Source organism: Marinomonas flavescens, from assembly GCF_004352835.1.
GTDB classification, from domain to species: Bacteria; Pseudomonadota; Gammaproteobacteria; order Pseudomonadales; family Marinomonadaceae; genus Marinomonas; species Marinomonas flavescens.
In genome coordinates, this window is the sequence record NZ_SJSB01000004.1 from 124160 (window position 1) to 145527 (window position 21368).

Sequence of the window (21368 nt, forward strand, 5' to 3'; positions counted from 1 at the left end):
GATAGCTCTTAATTAGTAGCCTTTACTCATAGAAGGGATCAGTCGTCTGATTTTAAACGCTCTGAACTGGCGTCGTAAGGCGGCTTTTTCAGGCAGCTGATCGGGTAGTGATCACCAAGGATTTTTACCGTTAAGGGTTTATCTAGGTAGTCGCTTTGGATATAGGCAAGGGCTAGGCTCTTTTGACAGCGATGGCCGTATCCACCTGAGCTGACTTGGCCTACGGCTTTGCCATCATGGTAAATAGGTTCCATGCCATTGGCGGCATCTAGGTCTGTTGAATGGACTTCAATCAGCATCATTTTTTGTTTAATGCCGGCTTCTTTTTCAATGCTAAGGGCGGCTTTACCTTCGAATTCCCCTTTGCCCATTTTTACAAAGAAACTTAAGTTGGACTCGAGAATACTAAATTCACTGTTTAGATCGTGGCCCCACATGGAGTAGCCTTTTTCAAGGCGCATGGAATCCATCGCTCTGAGACCAAAGTTACCTATGTTGAACGCTTTACCTGCCGCCATTAAGGCGTCATAAAGGGCTTCTTGATGCTCAATAGGGTGATGCAACTCCCAGCCTAGTTCGCCTACGAAGTTCATTCTGAGGGCTCGGGTAGGCACGCCTGCGACTTGGATTTCTTGTCCAGTGAACCATGGGAAAGCAGCATTACTTAGGTCTGTCTCGGTCAATTGTTGCAATACTTTTCGTGCGTCTGGCCCTGCTAAAACCAAGGTGCCGTAGTCACGGGTGATGTTAGTGAGTGCCACTGAGCCATCTTTCGGTAAGCGTGTGCGTAGCCAATCTTCAATCAAGAGCTCACCGGCAGCTGGCGCCATCATGTAATAGTGGCCGCTTTCTAACTTGGTAATGGAAAATTCCCAAGCAATGCCACCATCATTGGTTAATGGGTGTGCAAGGGCGATATTGCCCGTTTGAGTTGGAATTCGGTTAGGCGAGAAAGACTCCAGCCAAGCATGGGCTCCAGATCCCGAAATTTCAAACTTGGTGAAGGGCGATAGGTCTAATACGCCAACATGTTGCTGAACCAGTTGGCACTCTGCTGCAACTGGCTCGAACCAATTGCCGCGGCGAAAGCTGTGCGTTTCCGTTGCTTCGCTACCTTGAGGTGCGAACCAACTAGCACGTTCCCAGCCGAAATAGGCGCCAAAGACGGCATTTTGTTCTGCTTGGCGTTGGTAAATAGGTGCTTGTTTTTGTCCGCGTTTTGCTGGGCGCATGGCGTATTCATTGGGGAAGCCCAGCTGATACTCATTGGCGTAGACTTCAGTTCCTTTTGCCACTGTGTATTCGTGGTTGGCATAGTCGCCAAAGCGGCGAGGGTCGAGCTCAAAAAGGTCTAGTTCAGGGTGTCCATCAACTATCCATTGCGCCATGAAATGCCCAGCGCCGCCACCTTGTACTATGCCGAAGTTGAACCCTGTACAGACAAAATAATTGTCATAGCCGTGTACAGGACCAATCAAAGGATGACCGTCTGGGGTGTAGGTAATAGGGCCATTAACGGTGGTTTTAATACCGGCATTAGCAACAATGCCAACTTGTTCCATGGCGGTACACATAATGTCTTCAATGCGGTCCAAAGAAGGTTGTAATAGCTCCTGACCGAAGGCCGTTGGTACGCCATCTACCGCCCATGGAATGCCGTCTTTTTCATAGGGACCTAGGATAAAACCTTTGCCTTCTTGGCGTAGGTAATAGGACACATCAGGGTCGCGAAGCATAGGTAACATGGTGTCACGGGCTTCTAATTCTGGCACATTATCGGTGACAACAAATTGGTGTTCCATTGAGCAGACTGGAAGTCGATGGCCTATCATTTCGGCCACTTCGTTACAGCGAAAACCAGCTGCGTTGACGATTTTTCCGGCATCGATGACACCTTTTTCAGTGGTCACTGTCCAGCGGCCATTGGCTTGTTGCTCGATGGATTTTACTGGGTTATTACGAACAATAGTGGCACCGGCGGCTCGAGCGCCAGCGGCCATGGCGTTGGTAACACTGGTTGGGTCGATGTGACCATCGGCTGGGTCCCATAGACCGCCGACAAGTCCTGTTGTATCTAGAAAAGGGAAGAGTTCTTGTAGGCGTTGGTTGTCGACGATTTCTAGGTCTAAGCCCGCAAGGTCAGACATGGCGGCAACTCGTTGGAATTCATCCATGCGATCTTGGGTGTGAGCGAGTCGAATGGCGCCGGTTTGGTGGTGATCAACTTGCTGACCAGTTTCAGCCTGTAAACGACTGTATAGATCAATACTGTATTGTTGCAATTTCATGATGTTGTAGCTGTTACTAAAATGTGGCAAGTTGCCCGCTGCATGCCACGTAGACCCAGATGTTAGCTCCAGTTTTTCGGTGAGCATAACATCCGTCAAGCCCATTTTTGTTAGATGATACAAGGTGCTTACGCCCGCAATACCACCGCCAATAATAAGAACGTCCGTCGTACTTTTCATAGTCTCTATTCTCATGTTAAGGCTCGCAAATTGGAGCTTGTGTGTTGGGATAAACTGATGCTATAAAACGGTTAGCATTACTACAAACGATAAAATTTGCGTTTTTAGATAAGCTCAACTTATTTGAAGTGAGAAATCATGCACAAAGGATTAACCAACAATATACAGCTGAATTGGCTACGCACATTTGAGGCGGCGGCACGCCAGCTGAGTTTCACTTTGGCGGCAGAAGAGTTGTATATGAGCCAGTCTGCGGTGAGCCAACAGATTCAATTGTTGGAGCATCATCTGGCGCAAAAATTGTTTGTCAGGGCGAATCGCGCCATACAGCTATCGGATGCGGGTCGAGCTTTTTTGCCTTTGGTGCAAGATTCCATGAGCTTATTAAATACCGGTGCCGCTCAGATATTTAGCCCTGTGAATGCTTCTATGGTGGAGGTGAATGTCAATGAGTCTTTTGGCGTACTGTGGCTGGCTACGCACATGGCCAAATTTCATGCGATATACCCTCAGGTGACGGTACGACAGTTGGGAACCAACTGGGAAAGTGATTTTGAACGATCCACCACTGAATTAGAGATTCGCTACGGTTCGGGGGATTGGTCTGGGTTTGAGGCTTATCCTTTGATTACCCCTAATTTGCGCCCTTATTGCAGCGCTGAAAATGCAAAACGTTTGCGCAGTCCAGAAGATTTAGTCTGTCTCCCCTTGTTAGAGGTGATTGGTGCCAAACAAGGTTGGGATTCCTGGTTAACCAAGATGGGATTATCTTCGTTGATGGATTTACCACGTCATTACACGGACAGTCATGCTTCTGCGGTGAGTATGGCGGCCAATGGTTGTGGTATTTGCTTAATGTATGACGAAATGATGCAAGAAGGGGTCTTGGCAAAACAGCTAGTAGCGCCTTTTATGGACAGTATTGAGACCAAAGGTAACTACTATTTGTGTTATCGAAAAGGCTTGCCCCTGTCTGCGGCGTCAACGGTGTTCTGTGATTGGCTATTAAGTGAATCTCGTTTTAATCCTCAATAGAGCTTGGATAGAGTCAGTATGAAAAGACGATTACCTTCGTTAAATGCGTTGCGAGCCTTTGAAGTAACAGCTCGTTTGTTGAGTTTTCAGCAGGCGGCTAATGAGCTTAATGTCACTCATTCTGCGGTTAGTCATCAAATTAAAAAGTTAGAACAAGATTTGGGGGCAGAGCTTTTTGTACGTATGGGGCGAAGAGTGGCGTTAACCAACCTCGGTCAGCGTTACTATCAAGATGTGCACGATGCGTTACAGATCATAGAGCGCAGCACAGAGGAAATTTTCGGTGAGCCTGATCAGGGTAAATTGGTTGTGCAGTTTTATATGGGCATAGCATCGCGTTGGTTAGTACCGCGTTTAGGTTTTTTCCGGCAGCAATACCCAGAGTTGAACGTTGAATTGTTTAGCACTTATTTTAGCTGGGAGTATGAAAAAAGTGCATCCGATTTAGGGGTGGTTTATACAGAAGAAAAAGACCACCATTTATCCTACCAGTATTTATTTAAAGGCAGTTTGGTGCCGGTATGCAGCCCTAATTTATTTTCTGAGCAAGCTTGCTCCTCGTTAGCCGAGCTATTAACCAAGCCATTGCTGCATGTTTCTGAATCTCCTGAAAACTTATCCCATTGGCTGCAGCAGCAAGGTGTGATGAGTCTAGATAACCTTGAGGTCAAGGTAGGTTACGATAACTATCAGTTGGTGTTGGAAGCCGCTATTGCCGGGCAAGGTGTGGCTTTTGTGCCCGCGTTTTTCTGTTGTGGTGATATCGCAAGTGGAAAGCTAACTGTGCCCATTGAGTTAATCGCACCTGAAATAGGCTCTTGGTATATTGTTTATCCTGCAGCTTCACGCGACAACTCTAGGGTCAATTATTTTGTTAATTGGCTGAATAAAATGATTGAGCAAGACTCTGTTTTGCAGCGATACCTACAGTAAGTGGCCACTTTGCTGTTCCCCCGTCTTTCCTCTCGTATTGTGCCCCTGTCTTTTTCTCTTTGTAGATTCTCTCTCTTGAATGTATTTTCAGGAGGTTATCAAGCAAACCGTATTGTTTGATCTGTATTCTTTTGGAATTATTTAAATCATAAAATTTTTTTATGATTTAAATTTTAATAAACACAAATACATTAAATATGTCTTTACAGTTATTGGATAATAACTTTTGTAAAGGCGACAATGGCTTTATAAAAAGTTTATGCCTGTCTATAAATTGATCTGTTTTATTCTTCTGATGCTTTTTTAGGTGAATTTCCTTTTTACTTTGAGAACAATGATCTTCGATTTGGTGTTATGAGGGAGGGGGATTTTTAGTAAAGATAGCGTCATTAAACATTGTTTTTCTCTACTTACTTGTTGATCTTTATGGCTTTTATGTAGTTAAATAATGCTTGCTTTACAAAAGTAAATGGATTTTTACAAGAAGATGGATCAATTAGTAACCCCCAAGCTCCTATTTATAAACGCCTTCAAGCTGTTGCTGTGTTAATTGCTTCTGTGATGATTTCTTTTGGATCATGGGGTAATACCAAATAACTTCTTCTTGAAATTTATGACAGTAGTATTAGCCACTTTACAAATAATGTAGAATTTTCTCACCTTGAAAGCGTTAAAGTGGGTGGGAATCTTGATTTTATCGAGCAAACATTTGGTATTGCTAAAGTTATAAAGCCTTCCAAGACAATCAAGGATCTTGAGTATCGTTATTATACGGATCGCAAATATATATTGGCCATCGCGGCACAAAAATCACGAGTAGTCGCGTATCAAGTCGTCAGTTTACGTCGCTCTTTTGACCCTTCTTTGCCGTTTTCTGAGTTTCAATTAGGTTCTTTTTCTTACTCTGATTATTCCGATAGTTTTGATGACTATCGCTTGGATAATGCCAACATTACGTACTACATGGAATCTCATTCACTAGGGCGCGCTGGGTTGTTTTTAAATCAATACTTCGTCTATGTAGGATACGGTGCCGATTATTCTGAATTGAAGGATGCCGGTACGATTAATAAGCGCGGCATCGCGACATCGGATCAGTTGGTTGTTTTCTGGTTTGGTTTGATAGGACAAGAAAAAACCAGATACTTTGTAAATCAGCTTAATGTCGTGATTGATAGGAGAAAACCCAGTGTGCAGCTCAAGGGTTCTGAATCCTGTATTAATCAGGTTATTAGAGTGAGCTTGTTGGATGAAAGCTTGCGTTTAAGTGTATGTTGCGTTTGTGATGTGACTATTCAATGCAGTGCTCAGTTTAGCAGTGATAATTTGTTTGGTCAGAGTGTGGTTAATATGGCTTTTGCTTGAACACTAGCGGATCGTGACAGCGAAATGTCTTCAACTTGCTGGCAGGTAAGAGCTTCTTCTGGTTCAGAGGCATCAGTGGGAAAAAAACATGCTGGTACTGGCTGTGTAGAAGTTATAAAAAGAAGGCCTATGGAAGGCTTTCGGTTTGGAAACTAATTAGGTAGAGTCTACGTGATATTAAGGAAATCACGAGTTGCTATTGTTTCTATGGTCGTATCAATAGCGCTTACAGGGTGTGGTGGGTATCTACCAGTAAGAGATACTCAATATGTTTCGATTCCTATCTCTGATGAGAAACCTACTCCAGAAGAATTAAAATCCAATGGCATCAAAATTATTTCATTTCCGATTGAGTATAGTGACAAAAATTTTCGTTTTTTTACAGAATTTGTATATGACGATTTTAGTCAGCGCCTACTTAAATCAGGAAATATGATCGTTGACAGCAAACTTGCTAATAAATTAAAAAGTGAACTATTAGCAGCAGAACAATCTGGTCGCTTTCAGACATCAGGGCCAGCTGTTGCTGATGTTGTTATGATTACTAAAATTGTTCATCTGGCTCACAACGCGGTTTACTACGAATCAAAAAGAAAGACGGACAGTAAAGGTAATACTTATTATAGCGATGCTTACTGTTCTTTCATTTCTAAGGCAAAGTTGAATGTTCGCGCTTATAAAATTCCTTCAATGAAGCTTGTGAATACTTACGAGTATGAAGGGACGAAGAATACGAGTGTTGATATGTCTGATAGAGAGTGCTCAGTGTCTGCTAGCACTACTTACAACCTGTTCGCTACAAGGCTCTTTTTCTAGATCGTACGCGACGATATTGCATAGCCCATCAATGGCTTTACGCATGTCCGTGGGACCACAGATCAAAGTGACATGGTGCTGAGAGGAGGATGTAAACATAAGCCTTATGTTCCTGTTGAGAAAACAACAGACTTTATGGTTTTTGGAAGGAATTACTATGTGGGGTTTAACCGACGCTTACCCTAGATCCCTTTATCGCCAAAGAAATCACCGAGTTGCTCATTGCCTTAGCGCGCGAGCAGGGCTGTGCCTTATTGATCGTCAGCCATGACCCAGCCTTGATCGACAAGTGCTGCGACACTGTGATTCGATTGGATGAGAAAATGCAAAAAAGCGTTGCTTAGACATGTTTAAAAAAGGACTGAAAGTAAAATCGCTTGAAGAAAAGGATTGAAAGAAAGCGTTAGAAAAAGAAAGCTTGCCGTGATGAAGAGGGTTCATCACGGCAAGCTTCGCGCTTATTATCTGAATGTAGGGTTTTATTGTTTTTTAAATAATATCTTATATTTTTCTATCTATTATTTTATATTAAAGTTAATAGAAGACATTTTTAAAATCATTTGTTGATTATATTTTGGAAAGTTTTATCGGATTTTGATATATGTTGCCTTTACTGTCTATGACAGAGGCGTCTTTACCACCGACAAAACCACTCCATTCATTAAGGGTCCCCGTCATATGGATAATGTCTTTGCCACCTTTAAATGACTCAGGATTGGCAGAATCTAATATAACACCATCCATTATGCAATTCTTCCCACTACATTTTACAGTGCCAGAAATTGGTAAGTATAAATTAGCAATGGTTAACCAACCATGGTGAATTTTTCCATCATCACCAATTACCATTCGAAATTCAGAAGACGCTTTTATATTTCCGATTTGCGTATATCCTTTATACTTTTTGAAATTCCATGTCTTGGTGTTATTTTCTACAGCTAATTGGGTTCCATATTGTTCTGTATATGCTCCCGAAAGTAATAAGTAATGTCTCCAAAAATCACGAATATTTTCGTTTATCTTTGTTTCACTATTGGTGTAATTAATTCCGTAAATTTGAAAGCTTGCATAATTAAGTGACATAGGAAATCGCTTTGCTACAGCTTTTGCAGATTTTAATGGATCAAAGTTTTTTAGTGTGAAAAGGTCACTATTTTCGATCATGTCGGAAAATATAATAACTCGACTAAATGTGTCACTGACATTTAATCGCTTTGAGTCATAGTAAATAGCCTCGACAAGTTTTTTTCGTGGAAAAGATGATGCCGTAAACTTGGGAGGAGTTTCATGAAGGGTTTTTTGTAATGGGTAGCTCAATGCCTTAATTATTTGTTTGTTAAAGAATTTTTTGTCAGCAGTTAGGTTGTCGGCAATACCGCCAGTAAATAGGCTGCCAAAACCTTCATCTTCCTTTAGTTGTTTTAAACGTTTACTACTATAAGCTGGATAGCATGCTTCCCATATTAATTCAACAGTTGAGCCGCCGTTGTTTATGTTTACAAATTGAATTTTTTCTCCAGGCCGATAAGTTACTTTATTTAGGATGTCCTTATACCAATTAGGATCTTTGGAAGCAATAATGTTTTGATCCAAATATATAACTGTTTGTCTATCGCCTAATTGACTTTGACAGTATTTATCTAAGTTAGTTGTTCTTAATAATCCATCTGCCAGAGCAGCTGTTGGCAATATTGTTACTACAGCTATAATTAAAGTTAATAAATTTTTGAACATATTAAATAGCCTCTAAAGAAAGTGTTTGTCGAATAAAGTTTGAGTCTATAGTTATTGTCTTTGTTTTAAATTGATCAATTGTGAGTGCATCTGGGCCAATGGCTATGTTTGACCTATGCATAGCATTTAATTCAGTAATTAATATTGCATGATGTTTCTCAAGCATATTATTAATGGAATTTAGGGCTTGTTTTATCAGAGCTGTTTCTTTCGAAGACAATCTACCTAGTAAGGTTTCCAATTCTCTTATATCATTCTGATGGCTAGAAAGAGAGTTTGTTGCATTTTTTAAACTTTCTTCAAATTCTTGCTCTATTCGCTCGATTTCTTCCTGTAACCCTTTGTCGGCTCTATGGAATTTCTTTTTGGCAGTCTCATAATGCTTTAATGATTCTTGGTAGTCGGGGCGAGGGTCATGTACGAAGTAAGAGATTGCTACGCCAACAATCCACACCAAAATATTGAGTAATGAAAATTGTATTAAGACCCCGATTATCGACTCTGAAGACTCACTCATTCCTGCTAAAGCAACTCCGCCAGACTCAATCGTGTTCGCACTTAATATGTCATATCTATTATAAGTTACTATTGATAATGAAATTATTAATAGTAAAGAAAAGAATGACTGTTTGATTAGGACTTGTCGTTTCTCTTCTTTTTTCCGATGCCTAGCAAAAAGAGACAATCGTTGTTTTAAAAGCCCACCATGAAAATGTGATGCCAAAGCAATAGATAATGCAACTAAGACAGTCGCTCCGAAAGCTATCCCAGGAGGATATTTCGTGCTAAATGTAGAGTAATTTACAAACCATTCAATAAAACCAATCATCATAATTACGATAATATATAGCCAAATGCGACCTGTAATAGGAGGTTTCCCACCTAGTTCCGCACGCATGTCCTCATAGCGCCTTTTAGTTCCTTCAAAGTTGGCTTTAAGGTCAGCGTAGTTGTTATTACGCATATATGAATCTGTTGCTTTTGATTTTTCGCCTTCCATTTCCTCTGTCAGTTTGCGTTTTTTTATGTCGAGATCTGAATTGGATTGTTTTTTAATAATCCCTATAGCCTTTAAAACGATATCGTTACGATTGTTCGACCAACGTCCTAGCTTATCTTTAATACTACCTATTGCGGCTTCTTCGATCCTATGGGTTCGATAGTTTTTATCTGTATGCAAAATATTAGAATCAGATAAATCACTAATATCTTCTTTTACTAAATTTAGTATGTGTGATTTGTCATGATGGCGCGTTGCTTCATCAATAGGGGATTCATTGATGAGTTTTTCAATTGCCAGTTTTACTTCGTCCATAAAAAAACCTTAGTCTTTGATTATATATTTTTTTGGGATATAAAGTGATTTTCGTTCTTCTTTAGGTAATTCAAGTACGGGCCTTATATCAATTGAAATTATAAAGCTCCGATTGTCGATACCTTTTTCTTTTAGTGTGGTGCGATCATTTTTTTTGAGGGCTTTTCTATCTGCTGTTTGAATGTCGCTTCTTAATGCTTTGTTTAACGCGTTTAAATTGTTTAGATCTGGTGAATAAATTGCGATTGAAGTGAGTGGAATAAGATTCATTTTATTCCCGTCTCTAGTTGACCTAATAGAAAATATATTGAGAAGCTTTCTTTCGCAAGGCTCACCATCTAGGCAGGGCAGTTGTCTAAGGTATGACTGAATCAATGCTTTGCTATTTGCTGAAATTATTTCAACTCTTCTATTTATTTGTCTGCCTTTTTTTGTTTTATTGGTTGCTTTAGGCAAATATTCACCTGCGGGAACAGTATATATTTTAGAAGCATGAACTCTATTTTTTAATAACATGTCAGAAACTGACAATGCTCTTTTTGCGCTCAATGCGTAATTATAAGAGCTACTTCCATCAGAGTCAGTATGCCCTATTATGTAAAGGTACTTCCCGAAATTTCCTGAAGCATATAGCTTAGTGAAAGCATTGAGAGCGTTCTTAGCCGAGTCTCTTAAATTTGACTTATTGTAATCAAACATTAAAGAGTTCTTTAGGTTGGCAACATAAATAAAATTACCTTTTCCTAAATCATACTGAGAAAATTCAATGTCTTTATTGATGAAGTCTGATATGTAATTAATATCTTTTTCTAGGAGCAGGGGGGATGCCGATCTAACAGCCTGGATACCAGTTTTTTGTTTCTTAAATGCAAGTGTTGTGCTATCAGACTTTTCTTTTTCTATGGCCTCTTCACTTATTATGCTATTTTTTTTAGGTGCTATATTGTCATTTTTAGTGCTGCACGCGTTCAAAAAAATTGTAAGCAAAAAGTAGAGGGCTAAATGTGTTAAGTAACGATCCATGATTAAGTCTTTCCGTGGAATTTAGTGTAAAAATAACGTAAAAACCATTTAATAACAAGAAACTATACGCTGCTGACTGTAAAAAAAACATGCATATGGTTGTGTTATTTAATGGCTATTAGAAGGCAGGGTGCCTACGAATTAGCCATGTTTTCTTGCCTATATAGATAAACTCTGAGGCATTTATTGGTTTGTATACACTTTTGAATGAAGGTGGTAGTGAAAAATTGCTTTACCGTATGTTGGTGAGTTGTCGTTGAGTGGTTAAGGTCATTGATGTTAGCCTTTGTTGCTTATTTTTCGGTAGTCGACTCAGGTGCTGATGCAATTTGGCCTTTAATGTTAAAAACTTTAAAGCTTACTCTCAAGAGAGTGTAGATTTGCCTATAAAAGTCTTGTGGCAAACCATTATTGATTTAGTTACTTGGATAATGGTAAGTATTCTTTGTAGTGGGCTAACGATTCTCTACTTATTCATCGGTTTTAAAGCAGCATGCAATTGCCTGCTTTTATATCACTAAACAAGGCCAATAACCCTGTTTAGTGACGTTTAAGTCACTCAATGCTTGCGGCTAACACCATGGCGAACCATGTCTTTGCCTGTTTCAAACACTTCTTTACTGATCCAACGAGCCAACAGCACTTTTTGTTGCTCATCAAATACCGCCACAAAATGACGGCCATCCGCATTGTTGGTTGCCATGCCCACACCAGAAACACCTTCTAAAGGTAAAGCACCACTTTCTACGCTAAGTAGAAACTTTTTTAGATCTTCTAGGTTGTCTATTACCGCTTGTTCGTTATTCATTTCTAATACCTTATTCTATCGTGTTGCGTAAGCCATGATGAGCTCAAATACAGAGTGGTGGCTATTCTATAGCGCACAGCCAAAAATACAAATCTCCTTGTATAAAGCCTTCGCTATTGCGCTTTCATCCTTACGATAATGGCAGTTAATGTGGCAGTTAATGTGGCAGTTAATGTGGCAGTTAATGTGGCAGTTTCCTAATATTCCAATTGTCCGATTTCTTTATATAAAATGTCATTTTTAAGGCGAAATCGTTGCAAATTCTCAAGAATAATGACTTTTCAATTGTTATCAGCCTGCATGCCGACAAACTAATTGATTGCTTTTATCAGATCGGATAACTCTATTAATACGGATAAGGCATCTATCAGGTTATGACGGTTGTCCTTATCGCTGTGTACTAGCCCTGAATCTCAGTGGTTAACCATCGCTTTATTAAGATGACTACGTCGACCAGGTGCAGCGCGTGTAATGAATGCATCCCATCTTAAAATGATAACCAAGGAGTAAGGAAACTTTTAAACATTAGGCTTAAGGCTGTGTTGTCGGCAGTTTATGCCAAATTCACTTGATCGGAGTGTGAGTTATGAAATCCAAACTAATAAAAACAATAGGTCTTACTTCACTTACCGCAATAATGGGAACACTCGCAGCGCCAATATTTGCTGCTACTCATTCTTCAACGGTTGCTTTCTTAATGCCTGATCAGGCATCTACGCGTTATGAGCTACATGATTATCCTGGCTTTAAAAAAGCAATGAATAAGCGCTGTCCGCAATGCAAAATTATTTATCAAAATGCGAATGCAGACGTTGCCCTTCAACAACAGCAATTTAACGCCGCCATTACTCAAGGCGCGAAGGTGATTGTTCTTGACCCTGTTGATTCTAGTGCAGCGGCGTCTCTGGTGAATATGGCTCAGAGCGAAGGCATTAAAGTCATCGCTTATGATCGTCCCATTCCGGCAAAAGCAGCGAATTATTATATATCGTTTGATAATAAAGGGATTGGTCGGTCGATTGCGCAGAGCCTAGTGAAAGACCTAGAAAGAACAGGGGTGCCAAAAGACAAAGGTGGGATCATTGAGATCAATGGTTCACCAACCGATGGAGCAGCAAGGTTGGTTCGTGCTGGCGTTCATGAAGGTCTGAAAAACAGTGGTTACACAACATTAGCAGAATACGACACGCCAAATTGGGTGCCTGCTAAAGCGCAATCGTGGACGAGTGGTCAAATTGCTCGTTTTGGTTCCAATATTCATGGTGTGGTCGCGGCCAATGATGGCACCGGCGGTGCTGCTGTCGCTGCGTTTAAAGCTGCTGGCGTGACGCCCATTCCTCCAGTAACTGGTGACGATGCCACCATTGCGGGACTACAGCTCATTATTGCGGGAGATCAATACAATACCATCTCTAAACCCTCCGAAATCGTAGCTCGTGCAGCGGCGAAAGTCGCGGTAGAAATGCTTCATGGCAAAACACCTAAAGCACAAAGCGTTGTCTACAATACGCCTTCTGAGCTCTTTGTTCCGAAAGTGATTACTCAACACAACATTAAAAAATTGATGTTTGATACGGGTATCGCATCCGCCAAACAAGTGTGTATTGGCCGTTATCTTGCTGACTGTAAAAAATTAGGCATCACTCGGTAGTTAAACACTCTGATTCGACACGTCTTTGTCTTAGTTTAAATAGCCTAGTTTAAATGGCTTTATTCAAATGACTTTGTCGAACACCTATTTTTTTGTTTTTACTTAGTTTCTTTGTTTAGGCGCGTCTTTCGTTCAGAAGTACTTTTCGTTCAGAAGTACTTTTTGTTCAGAAGTACTTTTTGTTCAGAAGAGCATGGCGATTGGCGCTTATAAGCAAAGAAGCTTATGTTAAAAAACGGTTGTGGAGTAAGGCTTATGTCGGTTAATTATTCTGCGCTCCCAGAAGGGGCGCAACCCATTCTTAGTCTTCGTAAAGTGTCTAAAAATTTTGGTGCGGTTGCCGCATTAACTGAGATTGACCTCGATGTTTACCCAGGCGAAGTGGTGGCCATAGTGGGGGATAACGGAGCTGGGAAGTCGACGTTAGTAAAAACCTTGGCAGGTGCTCATTCGCCAACAACAGGCCAAATTTGGTTCGAAGGCAAAGAGATCGTCATGAAAGGTCCGAGCGATGCTCTTGAGTTAGGTATTGCTACCGTTTTTCAGGATTTAGCCTTGTGTGAAAATTTGGATGTTGTTGCCAATATTTTTTTGGGCCAAGAGAAAAGTCCGTTACATCTGGATGAAACCGAGATGGAAGTAAAAGCTTGGACATTGCTGAATGAGCTGGCGGCAAGAATCCCCAATGTTCGAGATGTGGTTGCTTCATTGTCGGGTGGTCAGCGTCAAACCGTTGCGATTGCGCGCTCTTTGTTGCTTAACCCTAAAATTATTATGCTAGATGAGCCCACTGCTGCGCTTGGTGTTGCGCAAACGGCCGAAGTATTGAACCTGATTGAGCGAGTTAAAGAGAAGGGGTTGGGGGTTATTATGATTTCCCACAATATGCAGGATGTTCGTGCCGTTGCAGACCGTGTTGTTGTGCTTCGTTTAGGCAAAAATAATGGAGTTTTCAACGCGGACGCTTCTAATGAAGTGTTGATTGGTGCCATTACTGGAGCGACTGACAATGCGGTTTCAAGGCGAGAAAAGCGCATTGCCGAGCTGGAAGAGCAAGTGGAGGTGACAGTATGAGTAATCTAACCGATAAAGCATCGCAAGCGACCACAACGTCTTCTACCATCACATCGCCAGAGACCACTGGTTTATTAGACAGAAGCGATGTTCGTGTCAGTTATACCAATAATTTTGGTGACGCCATTCATGCCTTTATTGACCGAGTAAAATCGGGCGATCTTGGCTCTTTACCTGTGGTTGTTGGGCTGGTTTTGATCTGGGGGATTTTTACTGCGATTAATCCGCTGTTTTTATCCGCTAATAATTTAGTCAATCTGTTGTTTGATTGCTCAACGGTCGGTGTTATCGCGCTTGGTATAGTTTGTGTGCTGTTACTGGGTGAAATAGATTTATCGATTGGTTCGATGAGTGGGGTTGGTTCTGCCATGCTTGGGGTGCTCTGGGCTAATGAAGGTTGGCCTATCGCGCTGGTGATTGGTGGGAGTTTATGTGTCGGCGCGATAATAGGGTTTAGTTATGCTTTTGTGCGCACTAAATTTGGTATGCCTAGCTTTGTTTCTACCCTTGCGGGTTTGCTCGCGCTATTGGGTTTTCAACTTTATATCTTGGGGGATACCGGCTCGATTAATTTACCCTATGATTCTGCGTTAGTGAGTTTTGGTCAGTTAATGATCATTCCTGCTTGGCTGTCTTATTGTCTTGTGCTCTTGCCGGGTATTGTCGTGGTGGTGATGGGGTTGCGAGTTCGTCATAAACGACAATCGGTTAATCTTTCGGCAAAGAGTGTTAACGGTATTGTGTTTAAAGCGCTGGTGTTGACGGTCGTACTGGAAGCTATTGTGGCCTACCTCAATCAATCTCGTGGCGTACCATGGATGTTTGGTTTGTTTGTGGTCTTGGTGATTTGCATGAATTACGCGCTAACAAGAACAAAATGGGGGCGCTCTATGTTTGCTGTTGGTGGTAATGCCGAGGCAGCAAGACGAGCGGGTATTAATGTTAAAGCCATTTACATCAGTGCCTTTGTGACCTGTTCTACTTTGGCTACCTTGGGTGGTATTTTGGCCGCGGCTCGTTTGGCTTCTGCGAGTCAGCAAGCGGGTACCGGAGATGTAAATTTGAATGCGATCGCGGCGGCGGTTATCGGTGGCACCAGCTTGTTCGGTGGACGTGGTTCGGCTTGGTCTGCTTTATTGGGTATTGTGGTTATTCAATCTATCGCCAATGGGCTAACGTTACTGAACTTATCCTCTGCTCATCGTTACATGATCACCGGAGCGGTGTTAGCCATCGCGGTCATTGTCGACAGTTTGGCACGACAAAGCCGTGTTACTCACGGTAAAGCATAAACAGGGTAGTGGAGGTTTTGGCATTGAGGTTAAAGCCAATAAAAATATCTTTGTTTAGTAGGCATGTCTTGAAGGTATGCGTTGCGGGTGTATGTTGAATCGTCCTGAATTGGTTAATTAAAAACCGCTCTGAAACTTCAGAGCGGTTTTTTTATACATGGGATTTTAGTGTCTGTGATGGATGCTTATGTAAAAAACAGATATTTCAAAATGAAAAACGCAGCCAATAAGTACACGCTGATACCAACGTCTTTGCCTTTACCAGAAAACAGTTTAATCGCTGCGTAAGTGATAAAAGACAGGGCGATACCATGGGCGATTGAGTAGGTTAGCGGCATGGTGAAGGCTGCTATCAATACAGGCGCGGCTTCTGAAATGTCTTCCCAGTCTACTTTCGCTAAGCTGCTTGCCATTAGTACGGCAACGTAAAGCAGAGCACCAGCGGTCGCATAAGAGGGAATAGACCCGGCTAATGGCGCGAAGAATAAACTTAGTAAAAATAATATCCCTACTACGACTGCCGTTAAACCAGTACGACCGCCAGCGGCAACACCAGAAGCGCTTTCGATGTAGCTGGTGGTTGATGAGGTACCAAAAGCAGCACCAATAACAGTGGCACTTGAATCTGCTAATAAGGCTTTTTTCAAGCGTGGTAAGTTACCATCTTTATCTAATAATCCGCCTCGCTGACCAACACCAAGCAAGGTTCCTGATGTATCGAATAAATCAACGAATAAGAAAGCGAAGATGACGCTGATCATGCCGACATTAAATGCGCCTGCTACATCCATTTTTAGGAAGGTAGGAGCGATGGAAGGTGGTGCAGATATAACGCCATTAAAGTGGCTGTAGCCTAGAGCAATAGAGAGCACTGTGATGCAAAGAATCCCTATCATGACGGCGCCAGTGACTCTTAAGTGAGACAGGGCAGAAATGATAAAAAAACCTAATAAGCCAAAGATAGGGCCCGGTTTTGCTAGGTCGCCTAAAGTGACTAATGTGGCTGGGCTTTTCACGATAATACCTGTGTTTTGTAGGGCAACCATCGCTAGAAACAAGCCGATTCCCGCTGCAATACCAAGCTTTAAAGACGAGGGGATGGCATTGATAACCCATTCTCGGATTCTAAAAATACTGATAACAATAAACACACAGCCAGAAAGAAAGACGGCGCCTAATGCTTGTTCCCATGTGTAGCCCATGCCTAGGACAACGCCATAAGTGAAGAAAGCATTGAGTCCCATGCCTGGTGCTAAGGCGATCGGGTAATTTGCGTACAACCCCATAATAAGGCAGCCTGCCGCCGCTGCGATACAAGTTGCGACAAATACAGCGCCTTGATCCATGCCAGCTTGTGCCAAGATCGAAGGGTTGACGAAGATAATATAAGCCATCGTTAGGAAGGTTGTTATGCCTCCGATGATCTCATTACGTATCGTCGTATTGTGAGCTTTTAGTTGGAAAAGACGTTCGAGCATTGAGTAACCTTTTATATTAAATAGCCTAATTGATAGACAGATAAACGACTTAGCGTCACTTAAAGGTAAATTATTAGGTCAACGTGGGGTGATATTTAAGCAATTGGTCAGACTTTGTAAAAAGAGCGCTAGTATAAAAAATTTGATCGGATTATGGCAGGGCTAATGACGAAATAATTGGGCTGCTTACGTATATCCAATATTTCTTTGTTTTTCGCTCTTTACTGTTGCTAGGTTTAACGAATGTGCGGGGCCATCATGGATGTGAGCGTGCAGGGAGTTTTTGCTGTTTTTGTTGCCTGAGAAACAAGAAGCCAACCCAATGTCGGCTTCTTGTTGGAGGACGTATTAATGATCAGGTAGCAGTCGATATTTTCTGTCGTTATATAGCCATGTCCCAAGTAGTGGGTGTGCAATGGCTTCTTTAATTAAGTCTTCGTTTATTTTTTTGCTAGGAATGAGCTGTTTATTTTTATAAATGAAGGACTCTGGTGCTTTCTTAGGCTGCAATACGACAACGTCATTGCCTCTCATGTAAGCTTCATTTTGATGGAACTGCATGATCGCACGACCGATATAGTCAGGGCTGGCAGTTGTCATGTCTTTCCCAATCATAGGGTGAGTAGAGCTTATCCCCATAAGAGACAATAGCGTAGGCGCTAGATCTAGTTGACTAACGATACGGTAGTCTGCCTTTGGCGCTATGCCGTCACCCAATATAAGCGCGGGTATATGAAAGTTGGTGATAGGAACCAGCTCAGGGCGAGTTGAGCGAGCGTCATGGTCGGCGACGATTAAGAAGATGGTGTCTTTCCAATAGTCAGATTTCTTGGCGAGTTTGAAAAATTGACCAACGGCATAGTCTGCATATTTAACGGCGTTTTCGCGGGTGTTCTTTGGTGTGTTGTATAGGTTTATTTTTCCGTCGGGAAATTCATAAGGGTCATGATTCGAAGAGCTAAAGACCAAGCTGAAAAACGGCTTATTAGATTTCGATTTTTCAATAAATTGCTGATTGGCTTTTCTAAATAAATCCTCATCACTCACGCCCCATGAGCCGACAAACTCAGGCTTAACGAAATCTTTCTCTTCGATGATGGAATCAAAACCGTTGCCTAAGAAAAAGCTCTTCATGTTGTCAAAATGCGCGCCACCACCATACATAAAACTCGTGTCGTAATGATACTTATCCAGCAGTTTCGCTAGAGTGAAGAAATTTGTTTGTGAGTTGGGGAGTTTGACAGTACTTCGTGCCGGTGTCGGGACAAATCCGGTGACGACGGCCTCAATACCACGAACAGATCGTGTACCCGTAGCGTACAAATTATCGAAAGCCCAGCCTTGTGTTGCCAGTTTATCGTATTCAGGTGACAGCGGTAGGCCGCCTAAACGACCGATAAATTGTGCACCTAAGCTTTCTTCTAAAATGATAACGAGATTTTTTGGTCGAGCATATTGTCTGCTCGCGGTTTGTTTATGTAAGGTTGGATACGTATCAGAGACAAAGTCAGTTAAAGGAATGCCCATAGACTGGCGGATTTCATCAACAATTTGGGGCTTTTTCATCGTTGGGTACAGTTGAAATGAGCTGATTTCGCCGGACATTTGACTGACCGCGTATAGCATAGAATACGTGGAGTTTAGAGTAAGGCTATTCGTGAGAGGGTCATTGGTAAATGCCGTATAACTTGGGTTAATCGCTCTGTGTTGCAGGCTTGATCTAGCAGCTAGTACACACACTAATAAGACGATAATGGCCAGTACTGGGCGTTCAAACCATCTTGGTTGTGGTGAATTAACAATACTGCGTTTACGAAAAATCCGATACGCAATTAGCGTGGTTGCTACCGTAATGCCGAACGTAATAACCAGCGTTAATTTGTGCCCCTCAATTAGCATGGAAAACACTTCTTTTGGGTAAATAAGGTATTCAACGAATAAGCGATTTGGGCGTAAATTGTACTCATTTATAAAGGCAGGCGTAGCGGCTTCCATAAAGACAAAAAAAACAAAAATACCAGTGAGCCATAATCGACAAATCACATCCCAGAATCGATTTAGGTAGGGAATGCCTGATATTAGCAGACTAATAATGGCGGGTAAGGCAACCCAATAGCTAATGGTTGCTAAATCGATCCGAAACCCAAACCCTAAAATTGTTAGCCAATCAGAGGCGGAACTAATTCGGTCAGATTCCCATAGCATGAGTCCAAGACGGCTCATTGTAAAAATTAAAAGCGAAGCGATTAAGAAGGTGCTAAAGGGGCGTAGGGGAGAGAGATAACGTTGGAATACTGTATACATCTTTATATTCATACACTTATTGAAATGAGTATGAATATAAGCATAAATGTGCAAAAAATACTAACCTATTCATGCCTACGCTCACTCAAATTTTGTGGTGAGTGTGCGTAGGCATAGTGCGTGTTATGAGTTATGAAATGTTAAGAGCGACAGCGACTGTAGATATCTAAATTTTTATCATAGGCTGTTGTTTTTACATCCATAATGCCAAGGAGTGTACTGAAGATATAATCTTGCGAGAATCCTCCTGCTTTTGCTTCACTTTTTAGACAGGCCTCATTGATGCCTTTGCTTTTCTTAAAGCCATCAGACATCCATAAAATGAGCGGCACTGTCGTCTGAAAGGCTGGGGCAACAGCATACGGGACGCCGTGAAGGTACAGCCCATTTTCGCCTAAGGATTCACCATGATCAGAGATATAGAAAAGCGCGGTGTTGTACTGGTCACTGAGCGCTTTTAGCTTGTCTATCGCTTGGCTAATAACATAGTCGGTATAGACAATGGTATTGTCATAGGTGTTTACAATTTGGTCTATGGAGCAGTCTTCTATCTCACTGGTTTGACAATCTGGTGAGAATTTTTGTTGAGCCTTGGGGTAGCGTAAGTAATAGGTTGGCCCATGGCTCCCCATGATGTGCATAACGATGAGTTTTTCTTTGCCTTTCATTTTTGCAATTTCACCGTCTAGTCCTTGAAGTAAAGCCATGTCTAAGCAAGTACTGCCATTACAGAATTGGTCTTTACGGGATCTATCTAGTTCTATTTTAGGAATGCGTTTGGCGACGTCTTTATCACCACCATCGTTTTCTTTCCAAAGCAATGACACTCCCGCGCGTTGTAGTATGTCCATCACGTTGTCTTGGCTGTATGTACGCTCTTTGTTGTAATCGTGACGGTCTTGTTGGGAGAACATGCAGGGAACAGATACTGCGGTGGCGGTGCCACAAGAGTGAACGTTTTGAAACGAGATAACGCCTTGTTTTTCGGTGTAAGGGTTGGTGTTTTTTGCGTAGCCATTAAGGGCATAATTTTGTGAACGCGCTGTTTCACCAAGAATAAAGAAAAACAAAGTAGGTTTTTCATTATTGTCTTTTGCTGCCAATTTGGCGTCTTCACCAATGTGTTTGAACGTCATTGGAGTAGAAAAATAGGTGTCATGTAAATAGTTGTAACCGCTGTAAAGGTAATAGGTAGGAATCACCATTCTTTTTAAAAAGCTGTTGTTGCGTCCTACTGAGCTTAAATCTTTATAGACGAAAAACACCACGATTAATAATAGAACGAAGGAAATGACGACGGCGATTATTTTTCTAACCAGAGCAAGGCCGGGTTTCATTGGTGCAAATGCCACCAAAAGTGAAGGAATAACGCCAGTGATGATGACCCAGCTAATTGAATGCAAATTCAAGTAGGATGCGGCTTCACTCGAGTCTGTCTCAAAAGCATTTTCTATCATTCCGTAATCAATGCTGATCCCATAAAAGAGCATGGCATAGCTGACTAGGCTTGACGTGATGAGTAAAAATATAAAAATGGGTTTGGCTAAATAAGGCCAGCTAAACAGGTTAAAAATAATGCTCAGCAGTAAAAAGATAAAGATAGGAATCGAAATAATGAAGCTAATATGAACCGTCTCTACCCCTGATAATATTTTATAAAGACTTTTATAAAGAGGGAAATTGACAACAATGGCGTAGTAAGCGGCAACAATTAAAGCTAAAGAGGTGTAAGAGAGTTGGAATTTACGTTTTTTTATTTGAGAAGAGTTTTGCTCTTTCATCATTTTTCCTAGAGTGGAGGAGATATATTTAAAAAATATTTTAATATAATCGAGGTGGAAAAAAAATAAAATAAAATGAGTTTAAGAAAGTAAATAAGATTTTTATAACGTTTTTACAGAATGCGTTTGTTTTTGTGTGTCGTTGAAAAAGAAGCATCTAAAACTGTGCCTTTTTACGGTAAAGGCAAAGCGTTGGTAATCGAGTTTGTTACGAAGACGTGTAGCGATTAAGCGACAACTAACTTGCCGGCCGCGTTTCTTTGATTTGATCGCGATGTGATTACGTGTTCC

17 protein-coding genes are annotated in these 21368 nt (G+C 41.5%); 8 read left to right on the top strand and 9 right to left on the bottom strand.

Going from position 1 to position 21368, the window contains the following annotated elements; genetic code table 11:
• Window positions 1–38 precede the first annotated feature (38 nt).
• Window positions 39–2468 carry a GcvT family protein gene (locus E0D70_RS05785; protein WP_165942874.1) on the bottom strand — a complete coding sequence of 810 codons (2430 nt, stop codon included), beginning with the start codon at window positions 2466–2468 and terminating at the stop codon, window positions 39–41.
• Window positions 2469–2606: 138 nt separating this feature from the next.
• Between E0D70_RS05785 and E0D70_RS05790 the strand changes: the two genes are divergently transcribed.
• The 4 genes from E0D70_RS05790 to E0D70_RS05805 all read left to right on the top strand — a co-directional run bounded on the left by E0D70_RS05790 (window position 2607) and on the right by E0D70_RS05805 (window position 6617).
• Complete coding sequence (locus tag E0D70_RS05790) at window positions 2607–3503, top strand: LysR family transcriptional regulator (protein WP_133011332.1); 897 nt, start codon at window positions 2607–2609, stop codon at window positions 3501–3503.
• Window positions 3504–3521: 18 nt separating this feature from the next.
• Window positions 3522–4436 carry a LysR substrate-binding domain-containing protein gene (locus E0D70_RS05795; RefSeq protein WP_133011333.1) on the top strand — a complete coding sequence of 305 codons (915 nt, stop codon included), beginning with the start codon at window positions 3522–3524 and terminating at the stop codon, window positions 4434–4436.
• A gap of 624 nt (window positions 4437–5060) precedes the next feature.
• Window positions 5061–5801, top strand: a complete 741-nt coding sequence (locus E0D70_RS05800; RefSeq protein ID WP_338068570.1) for an ETEC_3214 domain-containing protein — start codon at window positions 5061–5063, stop codon at window positions 5799–5801.
• A 171-nt stretch (window positions 5802–5972) separates the two neighbouring features.
• Window positions 5973–6617: a hypothetical protein gene (locus E0D70_RS05805; RefSeq protein WP_133011335.1), complete on the top strand. Its 645-nt coding sequence runs from the start codon at window positions 5973–5975 to the stop codon at window positions 6615–6617.
• Here E0D70_RS05805 and tnpB read toward each other — a convergent pair.
• Window positions 6564–6716 (bottom strand): IS66 family insertion sequence element accessory protein TnpB, encoded by a 153-nt coding sequence (gene tnpB / locus E0D70_RS17765; RefSeq protein ID WP_133011336.1) that lies wholly within the window; start codon window positions 6714–6716, stop codon window positions 6564–6566. The two genes, E0D70_RS05805 and tnpB, sit on opposite strands and share 54 nt — an antisense overlap.
• Before the next feature lie 116 nt (window positions 6717–6832).
• Here tnpB and E0D70_RS17695 point away from each other — a divergent pair, with 116 nt between their 5' ends.
• A complete protein-coding gene (locus tag E0D70_RS17695) occupies window positions 6833–6961 on the top strand; it encodes a hypothetical protein (protein ID WP_276312843.1) in 129 nt (42 codons plus the stop codon).
• Between the two features lie 223 nt (window positions 6962–7184).
• Here E0D70_RS17695 and E0D70_RS05815 read toward each other — a convergent pair whose 3' ends face one another.
• The 4 genes from E0D70_RS05815 to E0D70_RS05830 all read right to left on the bottom strand — a co-directional run bounded on the left by E0D70_RS05815 (window position 7185) and on the right by E0D70_RS05830 (window position 11497).
• Window positions 7185–8351: a hypothetical protein gene (locus tag E0D70_RS05815; protein WP_133011337.1), complete on the bottom strand. Its 1167-nt coding sequence runs from the start codon at window positions 8349–8351 to the stop codon at window positions 7185–7187.
• Window position 8352: 1 nt separating this feature from the next.
• Window positions 8353–9666 (bottom strand): hypothetical protein, encoded by a 1314-nt coding sequence (locus E0D70_RS05820; protein ID WP_133011338.1) that lies wholly within the window; start codon window positions 9664–9666, stop codon window positions 8353–8355.
• A 9-nt stretch (window positions 9667–9675) separates the two neighbouring features.
• Complete coding sequence (locus E0D70_RS05825; protein WP_133011339.1) at window positions 9676–10689, bottom strand: OmpA family protein; 1014 nt, start codon at window positions 10687–10689, stop codon at window positions 9676–9678.
• 559 nt (window positions 10690–11248) lie between these two features.
• Window positions 11249–11497 carry a hypothetical protein gene (locus E0D70_RS05830; RefSeq protein WP_133011317.1) on the bottom strand — a complete coding sequence of 83 codons (249 nt, stop codon included), beginning with the start codon at window positions 11495–11497 and terminating at the stop codon, window positions 11249–11251.
• A 586-nt stretch (window positions 11498–12083) separates the two neighbouring features.
• On the opposite strand from E0D70_RS05830, the gene E0D70_RS05835 reads away from it, so the two are divergent.
• From E0D70_RS05835 to E0D70_RS05845, 3 genes are all read left to right on the top strand, one after another.
• The gene (locus tag E0D70_RS05835; RefSeq protein ID WP_133011340.1) at window positions 12084–13148 is read left to right on the top strand and encodes a substrate-binding domain-containing protein; all 1065 of its coding nucleotides are present in this window, start codon (window positions 12084–12086) and stop codon (window positions 13146–13148) included.
• 255 nt (window positions 13149–13403) lie between these two features.
• A complete protein-coding gene (locus E0D70_RS05840; protein WP_133011341.1) occupies window positions 13404–14222 on the top strand; it encodes an ATP-binding cassette domain-containing protein in 819 nt (272 codons plus the stop codon).
• On the top strand, window positions 14219–15514 hold the full coding sequence (locus E0D70_RS05845) for a sugar ABC transporter permease (protein WP_133011342.1): 1296 nt from the start codon (window positions 14219–14221) through the stop codon (window positions 15512–15514). Before E0D70_RS05840 ends, E0D70_RS05845 begins: the two co-directional genes overlap by 4 nt.
• A 185-nt stretch (window positions 15515–15699) precedes the next feature.
• Here E0D70_RS05845 and E0D70_RS05850 read toward each other — a convergent pair whose 3' ends face one another.
• The 3 genes from E0D70_RS05850 to E0D70_RS05860 form a co-directional block, all read right to left on the bottom strand.
• Complete coding sequence (locus E0D70_RS05850) at window positions 15700–16992, bottom strand: NCS2 family permease (protein ID WP_133011343.1); 1293 nt, start codon at window positions 16990–16992, stop codon at window positions 15700–15702.
• Between the two features lie 348 nt (window positions 16993–17340).
• On the bottom strand, window positions 17341–19197 hold the full coding sequence (locus E0D70_RS05855; protein ID WP_240536999.1) for an LTA synthase family protein: 1857 nt from the start codon (window positions 19195–19197) through the stop codon (window positions 17341–17343).
• 239 nt (window positions 19198–19436) lie between these two features.
• On the bottom strand, window positions 19437–21077 hold the full coding sequence (locus E0D70_RS05860; protein ID WP_133011345.1) for a phosphoethanolamine transferase: 1641 nt from the start codon (window positions 21075–21077) through the stop codon (window positions 19437–19439).
• Between the last annotated feature and the right edge of the window lie 291 nt (window positions 21078–21368).

What these genes read in the sequence shown, in the direction of transcription:
- E0D70_RS05785 (WP_165942874.1), bottom strand. Translation starts at nt 2,468, where the DNA reads ATGAAAAGTACGACGGACGTTCTTATTATTGGCGGTGGTATTGCGGGC.
- E0D70_RS05790 (WP_133011332.1), top strand. Translation starts at nt 2,607, where the DNA reads ATGCACAAAGGATTAACCAACAATATACAGCTGAATTGGCTACGCACA.
- E0D70_RS05795 (WP_133011333.1), top strand. Translation starts at nt 3,522, where the DNA reads ATGAAAAGACGATTACCTTCGTTAAATGCGTTGCGAGCCTTTGAAGTA.
- tnpB (WP_133011336.1), bottom strand. Translation starts at nt 6,716, where the DNA reads ATGTTTACATCCTCCTCTCAGCACCATGTCACTTTGATCTGTGGTCCC.
- E0D70_RS05815 (WP_133011337.1), bottom strand. Translation starts at nt 8,351, where the DNA reads ATGTTCAAAAATTTATTAACTTTAATTATAGCTGTAGTAACAATATTG.
- E0D70_RS05820 (WP_133011338.1), bottom strand. Translation starts at nt 9,666, where the DNA reads ATGGACGAAGTAAAACTGGCAATTGAAAAACTCATCAATGAATCCCCT.
- E0D70_RS05825 (WP_133011339.1), bottom strand. Translation starts at nt 10,689, where the DNA reads ATGGATCGTTACTTAACACATTTAGCCCTCTACTTTTTGCTTACAATT.
- E0D70_RS05830 (WP_133011317.1), bottom strand. Translation starts at nt 11,497, where the DNA reads ATGAATAACGAACAAGCGGTAATAGACAACCTAGAAGATCTAAAAAAG.
- E0D70_RS05835 (WP_133011340.1), top strand. Translation starts at nt 12,084, where the DNA reads ATGAAATCCAAACTAATAAAAACAATAGGTCTTACTTCACTTACCGCA.
- E0D70_RS05840 (WP_133011341.1), top strand. Translation starts at nt 13,404, where the DNA reads ATGTCGGTTAATTATTCTGCGCTCCCAGAAGGGGCGCAACCCATTCTT.
- E0D70_RS05845 (WP_133011342.1), top strand. Translation starts at nt 14,219, where the DNA reads ATGAGTAATCTAACCGATAAAGCATCGCAAGCGACCACAACGTCTTCT.
- E0D70_RS05850 (WP_133011343.1), bottom strand. Translation starts at nt 16,992, where the DNA reads ATGCTCGAACGTCTTTTCCAACTAAAAGCTCACAATACGACGATACGT.
- E0D70_RS05855 (WP_240536999.1), bottom strand. Translation starts at nt 19,197, where the DNA reads ATGCTATGGGAATCTGACCGAATTAGTTCCGCCTCTGATTGGCTAACA.
- E0D70_RS05860 (WP_133011345.1), bottom strand. Translation starts at nt 21,077, where the DNA reads ATGAAAGAGCAAAACTCTTCTCAAATAAAAAAACGTAAATTCCAACTC.